The organism is Massilia sp. LC238, from assembly GCF_000735635.1.
GTDB classification, from domain to species: domain Bacteria; phylum Pseudomonadota; class Gammaproteobacteria; order Burkholderiales; family Burkholderiaceae_D; genus Telluria; species Telluria varians.
The window spans coordinates 43,907-58,358 of sequence record NZ_JNNN01000025.1; the positions used below are offsets into that span (position 1 = coordinate 43,907).

15 protein-coding genes are annotated in these 14,452 nt (G+C 68.1%); all 15 read left to right on the forward strand.

The features are described from left to right. The first annotated feature begins 8 nt into the window (after positions 1 to 8). The 15 genes from FG94_RS05550 (at position 9) to FG94_RS05615 (ending at position 14,174) form a co-directional block, all read left to right on the forward strand. The gene (locus tag FG94_RS05550; RefSeq protein WP_036208195.1) at positions 9 to 1,493 is read left to right on the forward strand and encodes a cytochrome ubiquinol oxidase subunit I; all 1,485 of its coding nucleotides are present in this window, start codon (positions 9 to 11) and stop codon (positions 1,491 to 1,493) included. Beyond that, positions 1,483 to 2,490, forward strand: coding sequence for a cytochrome d ubiquinol oxidase subunit II (cydB, locus tag FG94_RS05555; protein ID WP_036208200.1), 1,008 nt, complete (start codon positions 1,483 to 1,485; stop codon positions 2,488 to 2,490). The genes FG94_RS05550 and cydB overlap by 11 nt, the downstream gene beginning before the upstream one ends. Further along, positions 2,490 to 2,618, forward strand: coding sequence for a DUF2474 domain-containing protein (locus FG94_RS26445; protein WP_081925822.1), 129 nt, complete (start codon positions 2,490 to 2,492; stop codon positions 2,616 to 2,618). The genes cydB and FG94_RS26445 overlap by 1 nt, the downstream gene beginning before the upstream one ends. 95 nt (positions 2,619 to 2,713) lie before the next feature. Beyond that, positions 2,714 to 3,403: a molecular chaperone gene (locus FG94_RS05560; RefSeq protein WP_229445871.1), complete on the forward strand. Its 690-nt coding sequence runs from the start codon at positions 2,714 to 2,716 to the stop codon at positions 3,401 to 3,403. A gap of 17 nt (positions 3,404 to 3,420) precedes the next feature. Then, complete coding sequence (locus FG94_RS05565; protein WP_051996256.1) at positions 3,421 to 3,675, forward strand: twin-arginine translocation signal domain-containing protein; 255 nt, start codon at positions 3,421 to 3,423, stop codon at positions 3,673 to 3,675. A 19-nt stretch (positions 3,676 to 3,694) separates the two neighbouring features. After that, on the forward strand, positions 3,695 to 6,514 hold the full coding sequence (locus FG94_RS05570) for a formate dehydrogenase subunit alpha (protein WP_036208204.1): 2,820 nt from the start codon (positions 3,695 to 3,697) through the stop codon (positions 6,512 to 6,514). A gap of 40 nt (positions 6,515 to 6,554) precedes the next feature. Next, positions 6,555 to 7,238: a formate dehydrogenase FDH3 subunit beta gene (gene fdh3B, locus FG94_RS05575; protein ID WP_200879948.1), complete on the forward strand. Its 684-nt coding sequence runs from the start codon at positions 6,555 to 6,557 to the stop codon at positions 7,236 to 7,238. Continuing rightward, a complete protein-coding gene (locus FG94_RS05580) occupies positions 7,235 to 7,456 on the forward strand; it encodes a hypothetical protein (protein ID WP_229412972.1) in 222 nt (73 codons plus the stop codon). The genes fdh3B and FG94_RS05580 overlap by 4 nt, the downstream gene beginning before the upstream one ends. A gap of 10 nt (positions 7,457 to 7,466) precedes the next feature. Then, complete coding sequence (locus FG94_RS05585; RefSeq protein WP_081925824.1) at positions 7,467 to 8,570, forward strand: formate dehydrogenase subunit gamma; 1,104 nt, start codon at positions 7,467 to 7,469, stop codon at positions 8,568 to 8,570. Positions 8,571 to 8,588: 18 nt separating this feature from the next. Further along, positions 8,589 to 9,044, forward strand: coding sequence for a hypothetical protein (locus tag FG94_RS05590; protein WP_036208207.1), 456 nt, complete (start codon positions 8,589 to 8,591; stop codon positions 9,042 to 9,044). A 2-nt stretch (positions 9,045 to 9,046) separates the two neighbouring features. Then, positions 9,047 to 9,709 carry a hypothetical protein gene (locus FG94_RS05595; protein WP_036208210.1) on the forward strand — a complete coding sequence of 221 codons (663 nt, stop codon included), beginning with the start codon at positions 9,047 to 9,049 and terminating at the stop codon, positions 9,707 to 9,709. A gap of 2 nt (positions 9,710 to 9,711) precedes the next feature. After that, entirely contained in the window at positions 9,712 to 10,152 is a 441-nt protein-coding gene (locus FG94_RS05600; protein ID WP_036208347.1) for a DUF3305 domain-containing protein, read from the forward strand. Between the two features lie 11 nt (positions 10,153 to 10,163). After that, positions 10,164 to 10,667: a DUF3306 domain-containing protein gene (locus tag FG94_RS05605; RefSeq protein WP_051996258.1), complete on the forward strand. Its 504-nt coding sequence runs from the start codon at positions 10,164 to 10,166 to the stop codon at positions 10,665 to 10,667. Then, positions 10,664 to 12,331 carry a 4Fe-4S binding protein gene (locus FG94_RS05610; RefSeq protein WP_036208213.1) on the forward strand — a complete coding sequence of 556 codons (1,668 nt, stop codon included), beginning with the start codon at positions 10,664 to 10,666 and terminating at the stop codon, positions 12,329 to 12,331. Before FG94_RS05605 ends, FG94_RS05610 begins: the two co-directional genes overlap by 4 nt. Positions 12,332 to 12,470: 139 nt before the next feature. Beyond that, positions 12,471 to 14,174 (forward strand): AMP-binding protein, encoded by a 1,704-nt coding sequence (locus FG94_RS05615; protein WP_036208217.1) that lies wholly within the window; start codon positions 12,471 to 12,473, stop codon positions 14,172 to 14,174. Positions 14,175 to 14,452: the final 278 nt, after the last annotated feature.

Genomic DNA, 14,452 nt, shown 5'->3' on the forward strand with positions numbered 1-14,452 from the left:
GGGCCCGCATGTTCGGTTTGTCCGCTTTGGATCTGGCGCGCGTGCAGTTCGCGTTCACGATGTCCTTCCACATCCTGTTCCCGGCGATGACGATTGGCATGGCCAGCTACCTGGCCGTGCTCGAGCTGTGCTGGCTGCGCACGAAGCGCCAGGTCTACGTCGACCTCTACCACTACTGGCTCAAGATCTTCGCCGTCTGCTTCGGCATGGGGGTGGTGTCGGGCATCGTGATGGCCTACCAGATCGGCACCAACTGGAGCTACCTGTCCGAGTTCGCCGGCAGCATCATGGGGCCGATCCTGTCCTACGAGGTGCTGACCGCCTTCTTCCTCGAGGCCGGCTTCCTGGGCGTGATGCTGTTCGGCTGGACCCGGGTCGGGCCGGGCCTGCACTTCGGGGCCACCTGCGCGGTCGCGGTCGGCACCCTGATCTCGGCCACCTGGATCCTGGCCGCCAACAGCTGGATGCAGACCCCGCAGGGCTATGCCATCGAGGGCGGCCGCATGGTCCCGGCCGACTGGCTGGCGATCGTCTTCAACCCGTCCTTCCCGTACCGGCTGCTGCACATGGTGATCGCCGCCTATCTCACCACGGCCCTGATCGTCGGCGCCACCGGAGCCTGGCAGCTGCTCAAGGGCCGCGACAACCCGGCGGTGCGCAAGATGTTGTCGATGGCGATGTGGATGATCCTGCTGGTGGCGCCGATCCAGGCGGTGGTGGGCGACTTCCATGGCCTGAACACCCTGAAGCACCAGCCGGCCAAGCTGGCGGCCATGGAAGGGCACTGGCAGAACGAAGGCGACAAGGCGGTCCCGCTGCTGCTGTTCGGCGTGCCCGACATGGAAGAGGAACGCACCAAGTACGCGGTCGGCATCCCGCACCTGGGCAGCCTGATCCTCACCCATTCCTGGAACGGCCAGTTCCCCGGACTCAAGGATTTCCCGCGCGACGAGCGGCCGAACTCGCTGATCGTGTTCTGGAGCTTTCGCCTGATGGTGGGCCTGGGCCTGCTCATGATCGCGCTCGGCGCCTGGAGCCTGTGGCTGCGGCGCAAGCGGGGAGGGGAGCCGCGCTTGTGGCACAACCGCCCCTTCCTGCGCTTCGCCGTCTGGATGGGACCGGCGGGCCTGGTCGCCATTCTGGCCGGCTGGACCACCACCGAAGTGGGGCGCCAGCCCTGGGTCGTGTATGGCGTGCTGCGCACCGCCGATGCGGTCTCCCCGCATGGAGCCGCCGAGCTCGGCCTGACCCTGGTCCTGTTCGTGGTGGCCTATATCTTCGTGTTCGGCACCGGCACCGTCTACCTGCTGCGCATGATGCGCAAGGGGCCGCAGCGCTTCGAGCTGCATACGCCGGCCCGGGGCGGCCCGGGCGAGGAACGCACGCCCAGCCGGCCGCTGTCGGCCGCCGACGTGCAGAACGACGACGACGAGGGCGAGGCCAGCCCGGATCGCCTCGGCCGCGACAAGGAGGAACCCGGTCATGGGCATTGACACCACCGTCATCTGGGCGATCATCATTTTCTTCGCCGTCTTCATGTACGTGCTGCTGGACGGCTTCGACCTGGGCATCGGCCTGCTGTTTCCCTTCAGCCCGAAAAAGCGCGACCGCGACACCATGATGAACACGGTGGCGCCGGTCTGGGACGGCAACGAGACCTGGCTGGTGCTGGGAGGCGAGGGGCTGCTGGCGGCCTTCCCGGTGGCCTATTCGATCATCCTGTCGGGGCTCTACCTGCCGCTGATCTTCATGCTGGTCGGCCTGGTGTTCCGCGGCGTGGCCTTCGAATTCCGCTTCAAGGCCAAGGAGCACGAGCGCCACCTGTGGGACAAGGCCTTCATCGGCGGCTCGGTGGTGGCCAGCTTCTTCCAGGGCGTCTCGCTGGGCGCTTTTCTCGACGGCATCGCGGTGTCGGGCCGGAGCTATGCTGGCGGGCCGCTCGACTGGATCGCACCTTTCCCGCTGCTGGCCGGGTTCGGGGTGATGATCGCCTACACCCTGCTGGGCGCCACCTGGCTGGTGATGAAGACCGAGGGCGAGCTGCAGGCGCGCATGATCCAGGTGGCTCGTCCCCTGGCCCTGATGCTGCTCGCGGCCATCTTCATCGTCAGCATCTGGACGCCCTGGCGCGACCCGGCGGTGGCGGCGCGCTGGTTCAGCTTCCCGAACATCGTGTTCCTGGCGCCGGTGCCGGTGCTGGTGGCGGTGTTCATCGTGCTGCTGTTGCGCTCGCTCAAGCGCGACCCGCATCGTGTGCCCTTCGTGGCGGCGCTGGCCCTGATCTTCCTCGGCTACAGCGGCATGGCGATCAGCATCTGGCCCCATATCGTGCCGCCCGCGATCTCGATCTGGGAAGCAGCTTCGCCGCCCAGCAGCCAGGGCTTCGCGCTGGTCGGCACCCTGTTCATCCTGCCCATCATCCTGATGTACACGGCCTGGTCGTACTGGGTGTTCCGGGGCAAGGTCAAGGCCGACGCGGGGTATCACTGATGGTGACCCGGCGCGAATGGCTGCGGCGCCTGGCCTGGCTGGCGGCACTCTGGCTCGGTGGCGTGTTTACCTTGTCGGCGGTAGCCTACGTGATCCGCACCCTCATGCATGCCCTGGGCATGCGTTGAGCATGATTTGATAGCACCGTGTCATCAACCGTGCGCGGCCTGCTGCGCTGGAGGGCTACACTGCTGGTGACCCTTTGCCAACAGGAGAGCAGCACGTGTCCCACCCTGACGCGCCGTCGATCAACCGTCCCGCCGATCCCGCCATCACCGTCGCCGTACCGCTACCGCTGTCGGGCGAGGACCAGGCGCGCGCCGATCTGTACGCGCTGCTGTCGCGCCTGCTGCTGGCGGCGCCGGACGGTGCGCTGCTGGACGCGCTGGCGCATGCCGACCCCATCCTTTCCGAAGGAGGCGATCCGGCCCTGGAACAGGCCTGGGAAGCCCTGAGCCTGGCCTCGGGCGTCATGGACCCGGATGCGGTGTCCGAGGAATTCGATGCGCTCTTCATCAGCGTCGGCACGCCGCCCGTCAATCCCTACGGCTCGCGCTACCTGGCCGGCTTCATGAACAACACCCCGCTGGCCGAGTTGCGCGCCGATCTGGCGCGCTTCGGCATAGGCCGGGTGCGCGGCGTCGGCGAGTTCGAAGACCACCTTGGCGCCCTGTGCGAGACGATGCGCGTCCTGATCACCGGCGCCCCCGGCATTGCGCGCCAGCCGCTCGCGCGGCAGCAGGCCTTCTTCGAGGTCCACATCGCGTCCTGGTACGAGCGCTGCCTGGCCGACATCGCATCAAGCGAGGGCGCCAATTATTACCGGCTGGTCGCGCGCCTGGCCGGCGCCTTCCTCGCCATCGAAGCCGAAGCCTTCGTGGTCGGGGAAGCGCTCAATGAATCAATGGTTTAACTGAAGCGAGGCACAGCATGGAACAGCATCCGCAGCTACTTGAACACGGACCGGACGGCAAGCCGGCCGCAGGCGCCGGGCACGATGTGCCGGACCCCAGCCGCCGCGGCTTCCTGAAGGCCGCGCCGCTGGGAGCGCTGGCCGTCGTGGCAGGCACCGCCGAGGCCGCCGATACGCCGGCACCCCAGCCCGCCGCGAAGCCGCAGGTCAAGCGCGGCTACCACGAAACCGAGCACATCCGTCGTTACTACGAGACCGCCGCCTACTGGTGAGCACAACGGGAGAACCAGCATGTCCCTCGTGAAGTCCGTCCGCGACAGCGGACTCAAACGGCGCCGCTTCCTGGTCGGCGCAGGTATCGCCGCCGGCGCCGGCGCCCTGGCCCGGCAGCTGCCGCTGAACGTGATCGAACCGGCCCGGGCCGACCAGGCGCCGGACGCCCCGGTGCCCACCGAGATCAAGCGCACCATCTGCAGCCACTGCTCGGTGGGCTGCTCGGTGGACGCGGTGGTGGCCAACGGCGTCTGGGTGCGCCAGGAAGCCGCCTTCGATTCGCCCATCAACATGGGAGCGCACTGCGCCAAGGGCGCCTCGGTGCGCGAGCACGCCTTCGGCGAGCACCGCCTGCGCTACCCGATGAAGCTGGTGAACGGCAAGTACGTGCGCATGTCCTGGGACCAGGCCATCAACGAGATCGGCGACAAGCTGATCGAGCTGCGCCAGAAATCCGGGCCGGACGCGCTGATGGTGATCGGTAGCTCCAAGCACAACAACGAACAGGCCTACCTGCTGCGCAAGTGGGTCTCGTTCTGGGGCTCGAACAACTGCGACCACCAGGCGCGCATCTGCCACTCGACCACGGTCGCGGGCGTGGCCCAGACCTTCGGCTACGGGGCGATGACCAATTCCTTCAACGACTTGCACCACAGCAAGGCGGTGATGTTCATCGGCTCCAACCCGGCCGAAGCCCACCCGATCTCGATGCTGCACTTCCTGCACGCCAAGGAGCTGGGCGCGAAGATGATCGTGATCGACCCGCGCTTCACCCGCACCGCGCGCTTCGCCCACCACTACGTGCGGGTGCGTCCCGGCACCGACATCCCGCTGGTGTGGGGCATCCTGTGGCACATCTTCCAGAACGGCTGGGAGGACAAGGAATACATCGCGGCCCGCACCTACGGCATGGAGGACGTGCGCAAGGAAGTCGCGAAATGGACCCCGGATAAAGTCTCCGACATTACCGGCGTGCCGGAAGCCTCGGTCAAGATGGCCGCCGAGATGCTGGCCAAGAACAAGCCTTCCTCGGTGGTCTGGTGCATGGGCATCACCCAGCACACGGTGGGCACCGCCAACGTGCGCGCGCTGTCGATCTTGCAGTTGGCGCTGGGTAACATCGGCGTCCCGGGCGGCGGCGCCAACATCTACCGCGGCCACGACAACGTGCAGGGCGCCACCGACGTCGGCCCCAACGGCGATTCGCTGCCGGGCTACTACGGCATCGCCGAGGGCGCCTGGAAGCACTTCGCGGGCGTCTGGGGCGTCGACTACGAATGGATCAAGTCGCGCTTCGGCTCCAAGGAGCTGATGGAAAAGCCGGGCATCACGGTGTCGCGCTGGTTCGACGCGGTCAACGAAGAGAACCAGTACATCGACCAGCCGAGCAACCTGCGCGCGGTGTTCTACTGGGGCCACGCGCCGAACAGCCAGACCCGCCTGCCGGACATGAAGGCGGCGATGCAGAAGCTCGACATGCTCGTGGTGATCGATCCCTACCCGAGCATGACCGCCTCGATGCACGGCCGCACCGACGGCGTCTACCTGCTGCCGGCCGCCTCGCAGTTCGAAACCTCGGGCTCGTGCACCGCCTCGAACCGCAGCATCCAGTGGCGCGAGCGCGTCATCCTGCCGCTATTCGAGTGCAAGAGCGACCACGAGATCATGTACCTGTTCGCCAAGAAGCTGGGCTTCCACAACGAACTGTGCAAGAACATCAAGGTGGTGCTCAACGAGCCGGTGGTGGAAGACATCCTGCGCGAGATCAACCGCTCCTGCTGGACCATCGGCTACACCGGCTGCTCGCCGGAGCGCCTGAAACTCCACATGGAGAACAAGCACACCTTCAACCCGACCACCCTGCGCGCCGACGACGGTCCCTGCAAGGGCGACTACTACGGCCTGCCGTGGCCGTGCTGGGGCACGCCGGAACTCAAGCACCCCGGCACGCCGATCCTGTACGACCTGAACAAGTCGGTGGCCGAGGGCGGCCTGCCGTTCCGCGCCAACTGGGGCGTCGAGCACAACGGCGAGTCGCTGCTGGCCGCCGACGGCTCGACCAACAAGGATAGCCAGCTCGACGTCGGATACCCCGAATTCGACCACGTGTTCCTGAAGAAGCTCGGCTGGTGGGCCGAACTCACCCCACAGGAACAGGCGATGGCCGAGGGCAAGAACTGGAAGACCGACAACTCGGGCGGCATCATCCGCGTCGTCATCGCCCACGGCTGCGCGCCTTTCGGCAATGCGCGGGCGCGCTGCAACGTGTGGAACTTCCCGGATCCGGTGCCGACCCACCGCGAGCCGCTCGCTTCGCCGCGGCGCGACCTGGTCGCCAAGTACCCGACCTACGACGACAAGGCCAACTTCTGGCGCCTGCCGACGCTGTTCAAGTCGGTGCAGGAGGTCGACTACTCGAAGGACTTCCCGCTGATCATGACCTCCGGCCGCCTGGTCGAGTACGAGGGCGGCGGCGAGGAAACCCGCTCGAATCCCTGGCTGGCCGAGCTGCAGCAGAACATGTTCGTCGAGATCAACCCGCGCGACGCAGCCCAGATCGCCGCCAAGGTCGGCGACTACGTCTGGGTCGAGACCCCGACCGGGGCACGCCTGAAGATGATGGCGATGGTCACCGAGCGGGTGCCGATCGGCCTGGTCTGGATGCCCTTCCACTTCGGCGGCTGGTGGATGGGCGAGGACCTCGAACGCCATTATCCGGAAGGCGGGGCGCCGACGGTGCGCGGCGAGGCCTGCAACACGGGCTGGACCTACGGCTACGACGCCGTGACGATGATGCAGGAAACCAAGGTATCGCAGTGCCGGGTCGTCAAGGCCTGAGGCGCAGCGCTTTCAACTGAGCAGAGCGGAGGAGAACGGCATGGCCGCGAGAATGAAATTTATCTGCGACACAGAGCGCTGCATCGACTGCAACGGCTGCGTGACCGCATGCAAGAACGAACACGAACTGGCCTGGGGCATCAACCGGCGCCGGGTGGTGACCATCAACGACGGCATCCCGGGCGAGCGCTCGGTGTCGGTGGCATGCATGCACTGCACCGACGCACCCTGCCTGGCGGTGTGCCCGACCAACTGCATCTACCACACCGAGGACGGCATCGTCCTGCACAGCAAGGACCAGTGCATCGGCTGCGGCTACTGCTACTACGCCTGTCCGTTCGGCGCGCCGCAGTTCCCGGAAACCGGCATGTTCAACCACCGCGGCAAGATGGACAAGTGCACCTTCTGCGCCGGCGGCCCGGAACCGGATACCTCCGAAGCCGAGTTCAAGAAGTACGGCCGCAACCGCATCGCCGAAGGCAAGTTGCCGGCCTGCGCCGAGCAGTGCGGCACCAAGGCCCTGCTGGGCGGCGAAGCGAACCAGATCGCCGACATCTACCGCCAGCGCGTCGAGACGCGCGGCTACGGCCCCGAGCTGTGGGGCTGGAAGATCGCCTACGGCCGGCCCAAGCGCGGCGGCGAGATCAAGGCCAAGGGCGACCTGCCGCGGGTGAACCAGCAGGTCGGCGACGTGCAGAACGACCCCGGGAGGATCGTGCAATGAACATGAACAAATTCCGCTACTGTGTCCTGGCGCTGCCGCTGCTGCTGTCCGGCTGCCTCGAGGTCGAGCAGTTCCCCGGCTGGCTGCACGGCGAATATGCCGGCAAGGAAGACCAGCGCCATTTCCAGCAACGCTTCCACAATGACCGGCTGGCCTGGTCGGCGACGGTCCAGAACCGTGCCATGAAGCAGAACGAATACAACCGGGCCAACCCCTGAGGAGCCGACCATGCACGCCATTTCCTCGCGCGCGTCGCTGTTGCTGACGCAGTTGCTGATTACTGGCCTGGTGCTGGCACTGCTGTCGACCGCCGCCTGGGCCGGCGTACCCAACAAGGACGCCAAGCCTGCCTACGCCGAGGAGCAGACCATGCTCCAGATCGAAGGCGATTCGGTGGTGAAGGAGCCGGGCCTGACCAACGCGGCCTCGGGCCGGGTCCACATGGACCGCCACTTCCTGGGCCAGTACGGCGCCACCGAGGCCAACGTCATCGTCCAGCGCGGCGGCAACACCTGGCGCCACCTGCGCAACGGCCCGCTCGCCAGCATCGCCGGCTTCATCCTGCTGGCCGTGCCGCTCCTGATCTTCGTGTTCTACAAGGCGGTCGGCGCCGCCAAGGAAGTGCCGCCGTCCGGGCGCCAGATCAAGCGCTTCACCAAATGGGAGCGCCAGGTGCACTGGGCCACGGCCTACAGCTTCATCGCCCTGGCGATCACCGGCATCATCATCATGTACGGCAAGAAGATCATGCTGCCGTGGATGGGACACGACCTGTTCTCCTGGTTCGCCATCATCTCCAAGTACCTGCACAACTTCGTCGGGCCGCTGTTCATCGTCTGCTCGGTGCTGATGTTCATCACCTTCCTGCGCCGTAACTTCTTCAACCGCAACGACTGGCAGTGGGTGAAGCAGGGCGGCGGGCTGGTGTCGCACAAGCATCCGCCGGCCGGCTTCTTCAACGCGGGCGAAAAGGCCTGGTTCTGGCTCGGCGTGACCCTGCTGGGCATCCTCATGTCGATCACCGGCCTGATCCTGGACTTCGTCACCTTCGGCCAGACCCGCTACGTGCTGCAGGTGGCGAACTACCTGCACATCGGCGGCGCCGCCCTGTACATCGCCGCCGCCATGGGCCACATCTACATCGGTACCTGGGGCACGCCGGGCGCCTACCAGGCCATGCGCGAAGGCCACGTCGACGAGAACTGGGCCGCCGCCCACCATTCGCTGTGGCTGGAGCAGGTCCGCAACGGCACGGCGACCGACCCGGCGCACCGTCAACATCCCGACGCCAGGCCGGGCCGCCCGAGCCCCCGTCCGGGCCCGGCCGCCTGAGGCACACCGAGGAACACCATGAAAGCATCCACCATCATCACCCACGGCGCGCTGGCCCTGCTTGCGGTGCTGGCCAGCGGCTGCGACCGCGGCCGCAACCCGAGCGCGGGCGGCATCGAACAGACCAAGTACCCGGGCCAGGTCACGGCCGGCGGACGCACCGCGGGCGCCATCATCGCCAGCACGGCCAAGCCGGTCACCGACGCCACCTATGCCGGCGGGCAACCGGGCACTGCGGGCGGTTCAGGCGGCAATACCGGCGGAGCGCAGCTCGGCGGCAGCACGAGCGAAACCGGCGGAGGGCCGGCCTCGGGTGTGGCGCCGTCATCCGGTCCACAGCCGGGAACGCAGACCCAGCCCGGCGACCACGGCAAACCGGCGGCGCCGGCGCCGGGCACGGTGGAGGCGCCGGCCGCCACCAACGCGGCCCCGCAGGGCCCCGCCGCGCCGGGAACATTGGGAGCCAAGCAATGAACATGAATACACCTCGCCGACTGCGCTGGGTGCTTGCCGGCCTGCTGGTCTGCAGCGCTTCCAGCTGGGCGGCCTTGAAGCCGCCGACTCCGGCCCAGCAGCAGGAAGCCGCCGCCAAGAAGGCCTCCGCGGATGCCAAGGCGGCCAAGGACAAGGAACTGCTTGCAGCGTCGATGGACGCGGTCAGCGCGCGCTGGCGTGCGCAAGCGCCGGCCAAGGGCTACAAGATCGTGCAGCCGACCACGGTCGCCGCGGCCCCCGTGGCCGCGGGACAGGGCCTGGCCCCGGGCGTGGCCGGCCCCGGCAGCATGGCGCCGGGCCAGGTCGCCAACCCGGTGCCGCCTGGCGCCGCCCCGCCCGGCGCGGCCCGTGCCGCCGCTGCGGCAGGCGTTGTGCCGCCGGGCGTCACGCCGCCCAACGCCGGCATGCCGGCGGCGGCGCCGGCGAATGCGGCGCCCGGCCCCGCCGCCGCCGCGCCCGCCACAGGCGCCGCGCCCTACAGTCCCCAGGCCCTGAACGCGGCCAACGTCCCGATCAAGAGCGAAAAGCTGGGTACCGCGGCGCCGAGCGAGGACGTCAAGGCCAGGCAGACCCGGTCCGTGCCCAAGGGCGCGGCACCGGCGGTGGAGAAGGAACACAGCCCCAAGACGGCGAACAAGCAATGAAGATGGGAAGCATGCCAATCGCGGTGATCATGCAGCGCCGCGCCGTGCAGCACCGCTGGGCCGACGAGGCCTGGGAGGCGGTCGGCGTGGTGCCGGACCGCGGCAAGCTGCCGCGCCTGCAGGTGCTGAGCGAGAGTCCGGAGCGCGACTACTACCTCGTCTCCGGCCTCGAACTCGAGCTGTACACCGACGAGAACGAAGGCTATTACGAGAACTGCATGGCGCCGGAATCGAAGGTGTTCGTGCTGTGGCGCATGGAGGAGGGCAAGGCCATCCCGGTGCGCGCCTCGGTCAGCTACGTCGAGGGCACGCGCATGTTCGACTCGGGCGAACAGGCCGACGGCGTCGCCATGCCGGCCGAGATCTATGCCTGGGTGGCCGGCTACCTGCGCGAGCACTACCAGCCCAAGCCGCGCGGGCGCCGCGGCCGCCAGCACGGATGAGGGGAGCCAGCATGTCCGAAGAAGGTTTCTTCCGGCGCTGGGCGCGGCTGAAGTCATCCGGCGGGGACGCGCCGGCCGAAGACCCGCGCGCCCCGGCGCCCCCTGTACCCGTGGGCGAGCCTCCCGCGGGCGCCATGCAGGAAGCCGAAGCGGCCCCGCGTGCACCCTTGCCGACCCTCGAAGACGCGGCGCGGCTCACGCCGGACGCCGACTTTTCCGCCTTCGTGGCCAAAGGGGTCGATCAATCGGTGCGGCGCCTGGCGCTCAAAAAACTGTTCGCCGATCCGCATTTCAACGCGATCGACGGGCTCGATATCTACATGAACGACTACAACAAGGCGGCGCCGCTCACCCCGGCCATGCTGGCTTCGCTCAAGCATGCGCAGGGCCTGGTCACGCGCCTGTTCGACGACCGGCAGCAGCAGGCCGAGGCGGCGGCAGCGCAGGCACAGGAACAGCAGCCAGTGAGGGAACACGAGCAGGCGCCGCCGTCCACACGACAAGGGAACGCATGAACATCCGCTTTACCGATCATCCGCCGCTCGACCCGGTCCAGGAAGGCCGCAATGTCCAGGCCCGGGGCGCGGCCATCCTGGCCGCCGATGCCATTCCCGTGTTCGAGCCGGCGATCACGGTCAGCTACCAATCCAGCGGCCGTACCCTGGTGGTGGGCTCGGCCGAACAGGCCCTGCCCTGGGCCGACCGGCTCGCCGGCGCGCTGCCGGTCACCGTGCTGCTGCTCGACAGCCAGCAAACCATGCCGGTGCGCCCCTATCCGGTCCAGGTGGCGCGCACCGTCGCGGTGGCGGGCTGGCTGGGCGCTTTCGAGGCGCGCTGGCAGGCGCCCGGCCAGCCGGTCCAGCAGGGCCGCTTCGACCTCGTGCTCGACCTCAGCCCGAGCCGCCTGATCCCCAGCCACCAACGCCCGCACGGCTATTACGCACCCATCTACGACGAGGCCGCCCGTGACGAGGCAGTCGAGAGCATGCTCGAGATGGTCGGCGACTTCGAGAAGCCCAAGTATTTCGCGTACAAGGAACGCACTTGCGCCCATGGCCGCAACGGCCAGAAGGGCTGCAGCGCCTGCATCGAGATCTGCTCGGCCCAGGCGATTGCCGACGACGGCGACCGGATCAAGGTCAACCCCTACCTGTGCGCCGGCTGCGGCGCCTGCTCCACGGCCTGCCCGACCGGCGCCATCAGCTATGCCTTCCCGCCGGCGGCGCTGACCGGCAAGCGCATGCAGGCGGCGCTGCGTTCCTACCGCGAGGGCGGCGGACAGGATCCGGTCTTCGTGCTGCACGACCCCGAACACGGCGCCGCGCTGCTGGCCCAGCTCGGCGATTCGCTGCCCGGGCGCGTGATCCCGCTGGCGCTGCAGCACACCGCCTCGACCGGCATCGACGTCTGGTTCGCCGCCGTGGCCTATGGCGCGGCAGGCATCTCGGTGCTGCTGACGGGACGCGAGGCGCCCCAGTACGCCGCGCTGCTGGACCAGCAGATGGAGATCGCCCAGGCGGTACTGGGCGGCCTCGGCTACGAAGGCCCGCATTTCCAGCTGCTGCGCGTGGATGCGCCTGACGAACTGGCGGTGGCGCTGCGCCACGCCCCGCGCGGCCGCACGCCGGGCGAGCCGGCCGTGTTCCACCTGGCGAACGACAAGCGCAACACGCTCGACTACGCCCTCGAGCACCTGCACCGCCATGCGCCGCTCAAGCCCGAGCAGGTGGCGCTGCCGGCCGGCGCACCGTTCGGTGCGATCGAGGTGGACCGCAAGGCGTGCAGCCTGTGCATGTCCTGCGTCGGCGCCTGCCCGGCCGGGGCGCTGCAGGACGGGCAGGGCGCGCCGCTGCTGCGCTTCATCGAGAAGAACTGCGTCCAGTGCGGCCTGTGCGCCAGCACCTGTCCGGAGAACGCCATCACGCTCGCACCGCGCCTGTCCTTCATGGAGACGCGGGCCCAGGCGGTGGTGCTCAACGAGTCCCAGCCCTTCCATTGCATCCGCTGCAACCAGCCCTTCGGCACCCTGCAGATGGTCGAAAACATGCTCGGCCGCCTGGCCTCGCATCCCGCCTTCAGCGGCCACCTCGACCGCCTGCGCATGTGCGGCGACTGCCGCGTCATCGACATGATGGAGCCGCGCGACGAGATGCGCGTCACCGCCCTCAGGCGGGACTGATGCTCGTGGGGTGGGCGGTTTGTCATGCAGGCCACTGGCCTGAATTACTCCCGCCTACCCTACAACAGCGTTTGCAAACATGGCAAAATGGCCAGGGATGGCCAACGCGGCCATGCCACCTTAGCGACCAGGAGACACCATGACGCCGACCCAGCGCTTTCTGCAAGCGCGCGACTTCCTGCTACAGCACCGCCTCGACTATGACACCGCCTACCGCGAGTACCGGCAGCCCCGGCTCGACGCCTTCAACTGGGGCCTGGACTACTTCGACCAGATGGCCAGGGACAACCACGCCACCGCGCTGTGGGTGGTCGAAGAAGACGGCCTCGAGCAGAAGATCTCGTTCGCGGACATGGCCTCGCGTTCGTGCCAGGTGGCCGAGTACCTGCAGTTATGCGGGGTCAAGCGCGGCGACCGCGTGCTCCTGATGCTGCCCAACCGGGTCGAGCTGTGGGAGATCATGCTGGCCGGGATCAAGCTCGGCGCCGTGCTGGTGCCGACCACCATGCTGGTCTCGGGCGCCGACCTGCAGGACCGCCTCGAGCGCGGCCGTGTCAGGCACGTCATCGCCCAGGCCTCCGAGGCGCACAAGTTCGAGGGCATGGCGGGCAGCTTCACCCGCATCGCCGTGGGCGCCGCAGCGGGCGAGAAGCCGGACGGCTGGCGCGACTTCGCCGACAGTCGCGACGTCCTGTCCGTCTTCACCCCGGAAGGCGAGACCCGTGCCACTGACCCGCTGCTGCTGTACTTCACCTCCGGCACCACGGCCAAGCCCAAGCTGGTGCTGCACAGCCACCAGAGCTATCCGGTCGGCCACCTGTCGACCATGTACTGGATCGGCCTGCAGCCGGGCGACGTTCACTGGAACATCTCCTCGCCGGGCTGGGCCAAGCATGCCTGGAGCTGTTTCTTCGCGCCCTGGAACGCGGGCGCCGCCATCTTCGTCTACAACTACGAGCGCTTCTCCGCCAAGGCCGCGCTCGACACGATCCAGCGCTGCGGCGTGACCTCGCTGTGCGCGCCGCCGACGGTGTGGCGCATGATGATCAAGGAAGACCTGAGCGCCTGGCGCCCGCCGCTGCGCGAGCTGGTGGGCGCCGGCGAGCCGCTCAACCCGGAGGTGATCGAGCAGGTGGAGCAGGCCTGGGGCATCCGCATCCGCGACGGCTTCGGCCAGTCGGAAAGCACCTGCCAGATCGGCAATCCGCCGGGCCAGCCGATCAAGCCCGGTTCGATGGGGCGGCCGCTGCCGGGCTACCGGGTGGCGCTGCTCGACATCGACGAGCAGCCCGCAGAGGAAGGCGAGATCGCGCTCTCGCTCGACCCGGCGCCGCTGGGCCTGATGATGTGCTACGAGGGCGACGAAGAGAAGACCGCCCAGGTCATGCGCGCCGGCCACTACCATACGGGCGACACCGCCACGGTCGACGCGGACGGCTATTATTTCTACGTCGGGCGCAACGACGACGTGTTCAAGTCCTCGGACTACCGCATCAGCCCCTTCGAGCTCGAGAGCGTCCTGATCGAGCACGAAGCCGTGCTGGAAGCGGCGATCGTGCCGAGCCCGGACCCGCTGCGGCTGTCGGTGCCGAAGGCCTTCGTCACCCTGCGCCAGGGCGTCCTGCCTTCGCGCGAGCTGGCGGCGTCGCTGTTCGCGTTCGCGCGCGAGCGGCTGGCGCCGTACAAGCGCATCCGGCGCATCGAGTTCCGCGAGCTGCCCAAGACGATCTCGGGCAAGATCCGGCGCGTCGAGCTGCGCAAGGAAGAAGCCGGGCGCGCCGCCGGGGCGGCGCAGGTGCAAGGGCAGGGCGTGGAATACCGCGAGGAAGAGTTCCCCGCCTGAGCCGCCCGTCGCTGGCGGGGCGCGCCGTTCGCCCCAGTCCAGCTCGGTTGACGAAAAAAACAGGTGGTATATACTGGTCCGGTATCCAATTGATGAGATCCGACTTCGGCATGCGCTGCATTTCTTCCTACGGCATTGGTTGTTCCTCCAGCGTGCGGACCCCGCGCGCTGTTGCCGTGTGCGCTGCCGGCGTCTCGCAGGTTTTCTCCCACCTTCCCCTGTCGCTCGGACTGAGCGTCTTCCACGCTCGTCTCGCACAATTGTCGACGCGCGATCTC

Bases quoted from the DNA above. Each gene is read 5' to 3' on its own strand.
- FG94_RS05550 (WP_036208195.1), top strand. From the start codon at position 9: ATGTTCGGTTTGTCCGCTTTGGATCTGGCGCGCGTGCAGTTCGCGTTC.
- cydB (WP_036208200.1), top strand. From the start codon at position 1,483: ATGGGCATTGACACCACCGTCATCTGGGCGATCATCATTTTCTTCGCC.
- FG94_RS26445 (WP_081925822.1), top strand. From the start codon at position 2,490: ATGGTGACCCGGCGCGAATGGCTGCGGCGCCTGGCCTGGCTGGCGGCA.
- FG94_RS05565 (WP_051996256.1), top strand. From the start codon at position 3,421: ATGGAACAGCATCCGCAGCTACTTGAACACGGACCGGACGGCAAGCCG.
- FG94_RS05570 (WP_036208204.1), top strand. From the start codon at position 3,695: ATGTCCCTCGTGAAGTCCGTCCGCGACAGCGGACTCAAACGGCGCCGC.
- fdh3B (WP_200879948.1), top strand. From the start codon at position 6,555: ATGGCCGCGAGAATGAAATTTATCTGCGACACAGAGCGCTGCATCGAC.
- FG94_RS05580 (WP_229412972.1), top strand. From the start codon at position 7,235: ATGAACATGAACAAATTCCGCTACTGTGTCCTGGCGCTGCCGCTGCTG.
- FG94_RS05585 (WP_081925824.1), top strand. From the start codon at position 7,467: ATGCACGCCATTTCCTCGCGCGCGTCGCTGTTGCTGACGCAGTTGCTG.
- FG94_RS05590 (WP_036208207.1), top strand. From the start codon at position 8,589: ATGAAAGCATCCACCATCATCACCCACGGCGCGCTGGCCCTGCTTGCG.
- FG94_RS05595 (WP_036208210.1), top strand. From the start codon at position 9,047: ATGAATACACCTCGCCGACTGCGCTGGGTGCTTGCCGGCCTGCTGGTC.
- FG94_RS05600 (WP_036208347.1), top strand. From the start codon at position 9,712: ATGGGAAGCATGCCAATCGCGGTGATCATGCAGCGCCGCGCCGTGCAG.
- FG94_RS05605 (WP_051996258.1), top strand. From the start codon at position 10,164: ATGTCCGAAGAAGGTTTCTTCCGGCGCTGGGCGCGGCTGAAGTCATCC.
- FG94_RS05610 (WP_036208213.1), top strand. From the start codon at position 10,664: ATGAACATCCGCTTTACCGATCATCCGCCGCTCGACCCGGTCCAGGAA.
- FG94_RS05615 (WP_036208217.1), top strand. From the start codon at position 12,471: ATGACGCCGACCCAGCGCTTTCTGCAAGCGCGCGACTTCCTGCTACAG.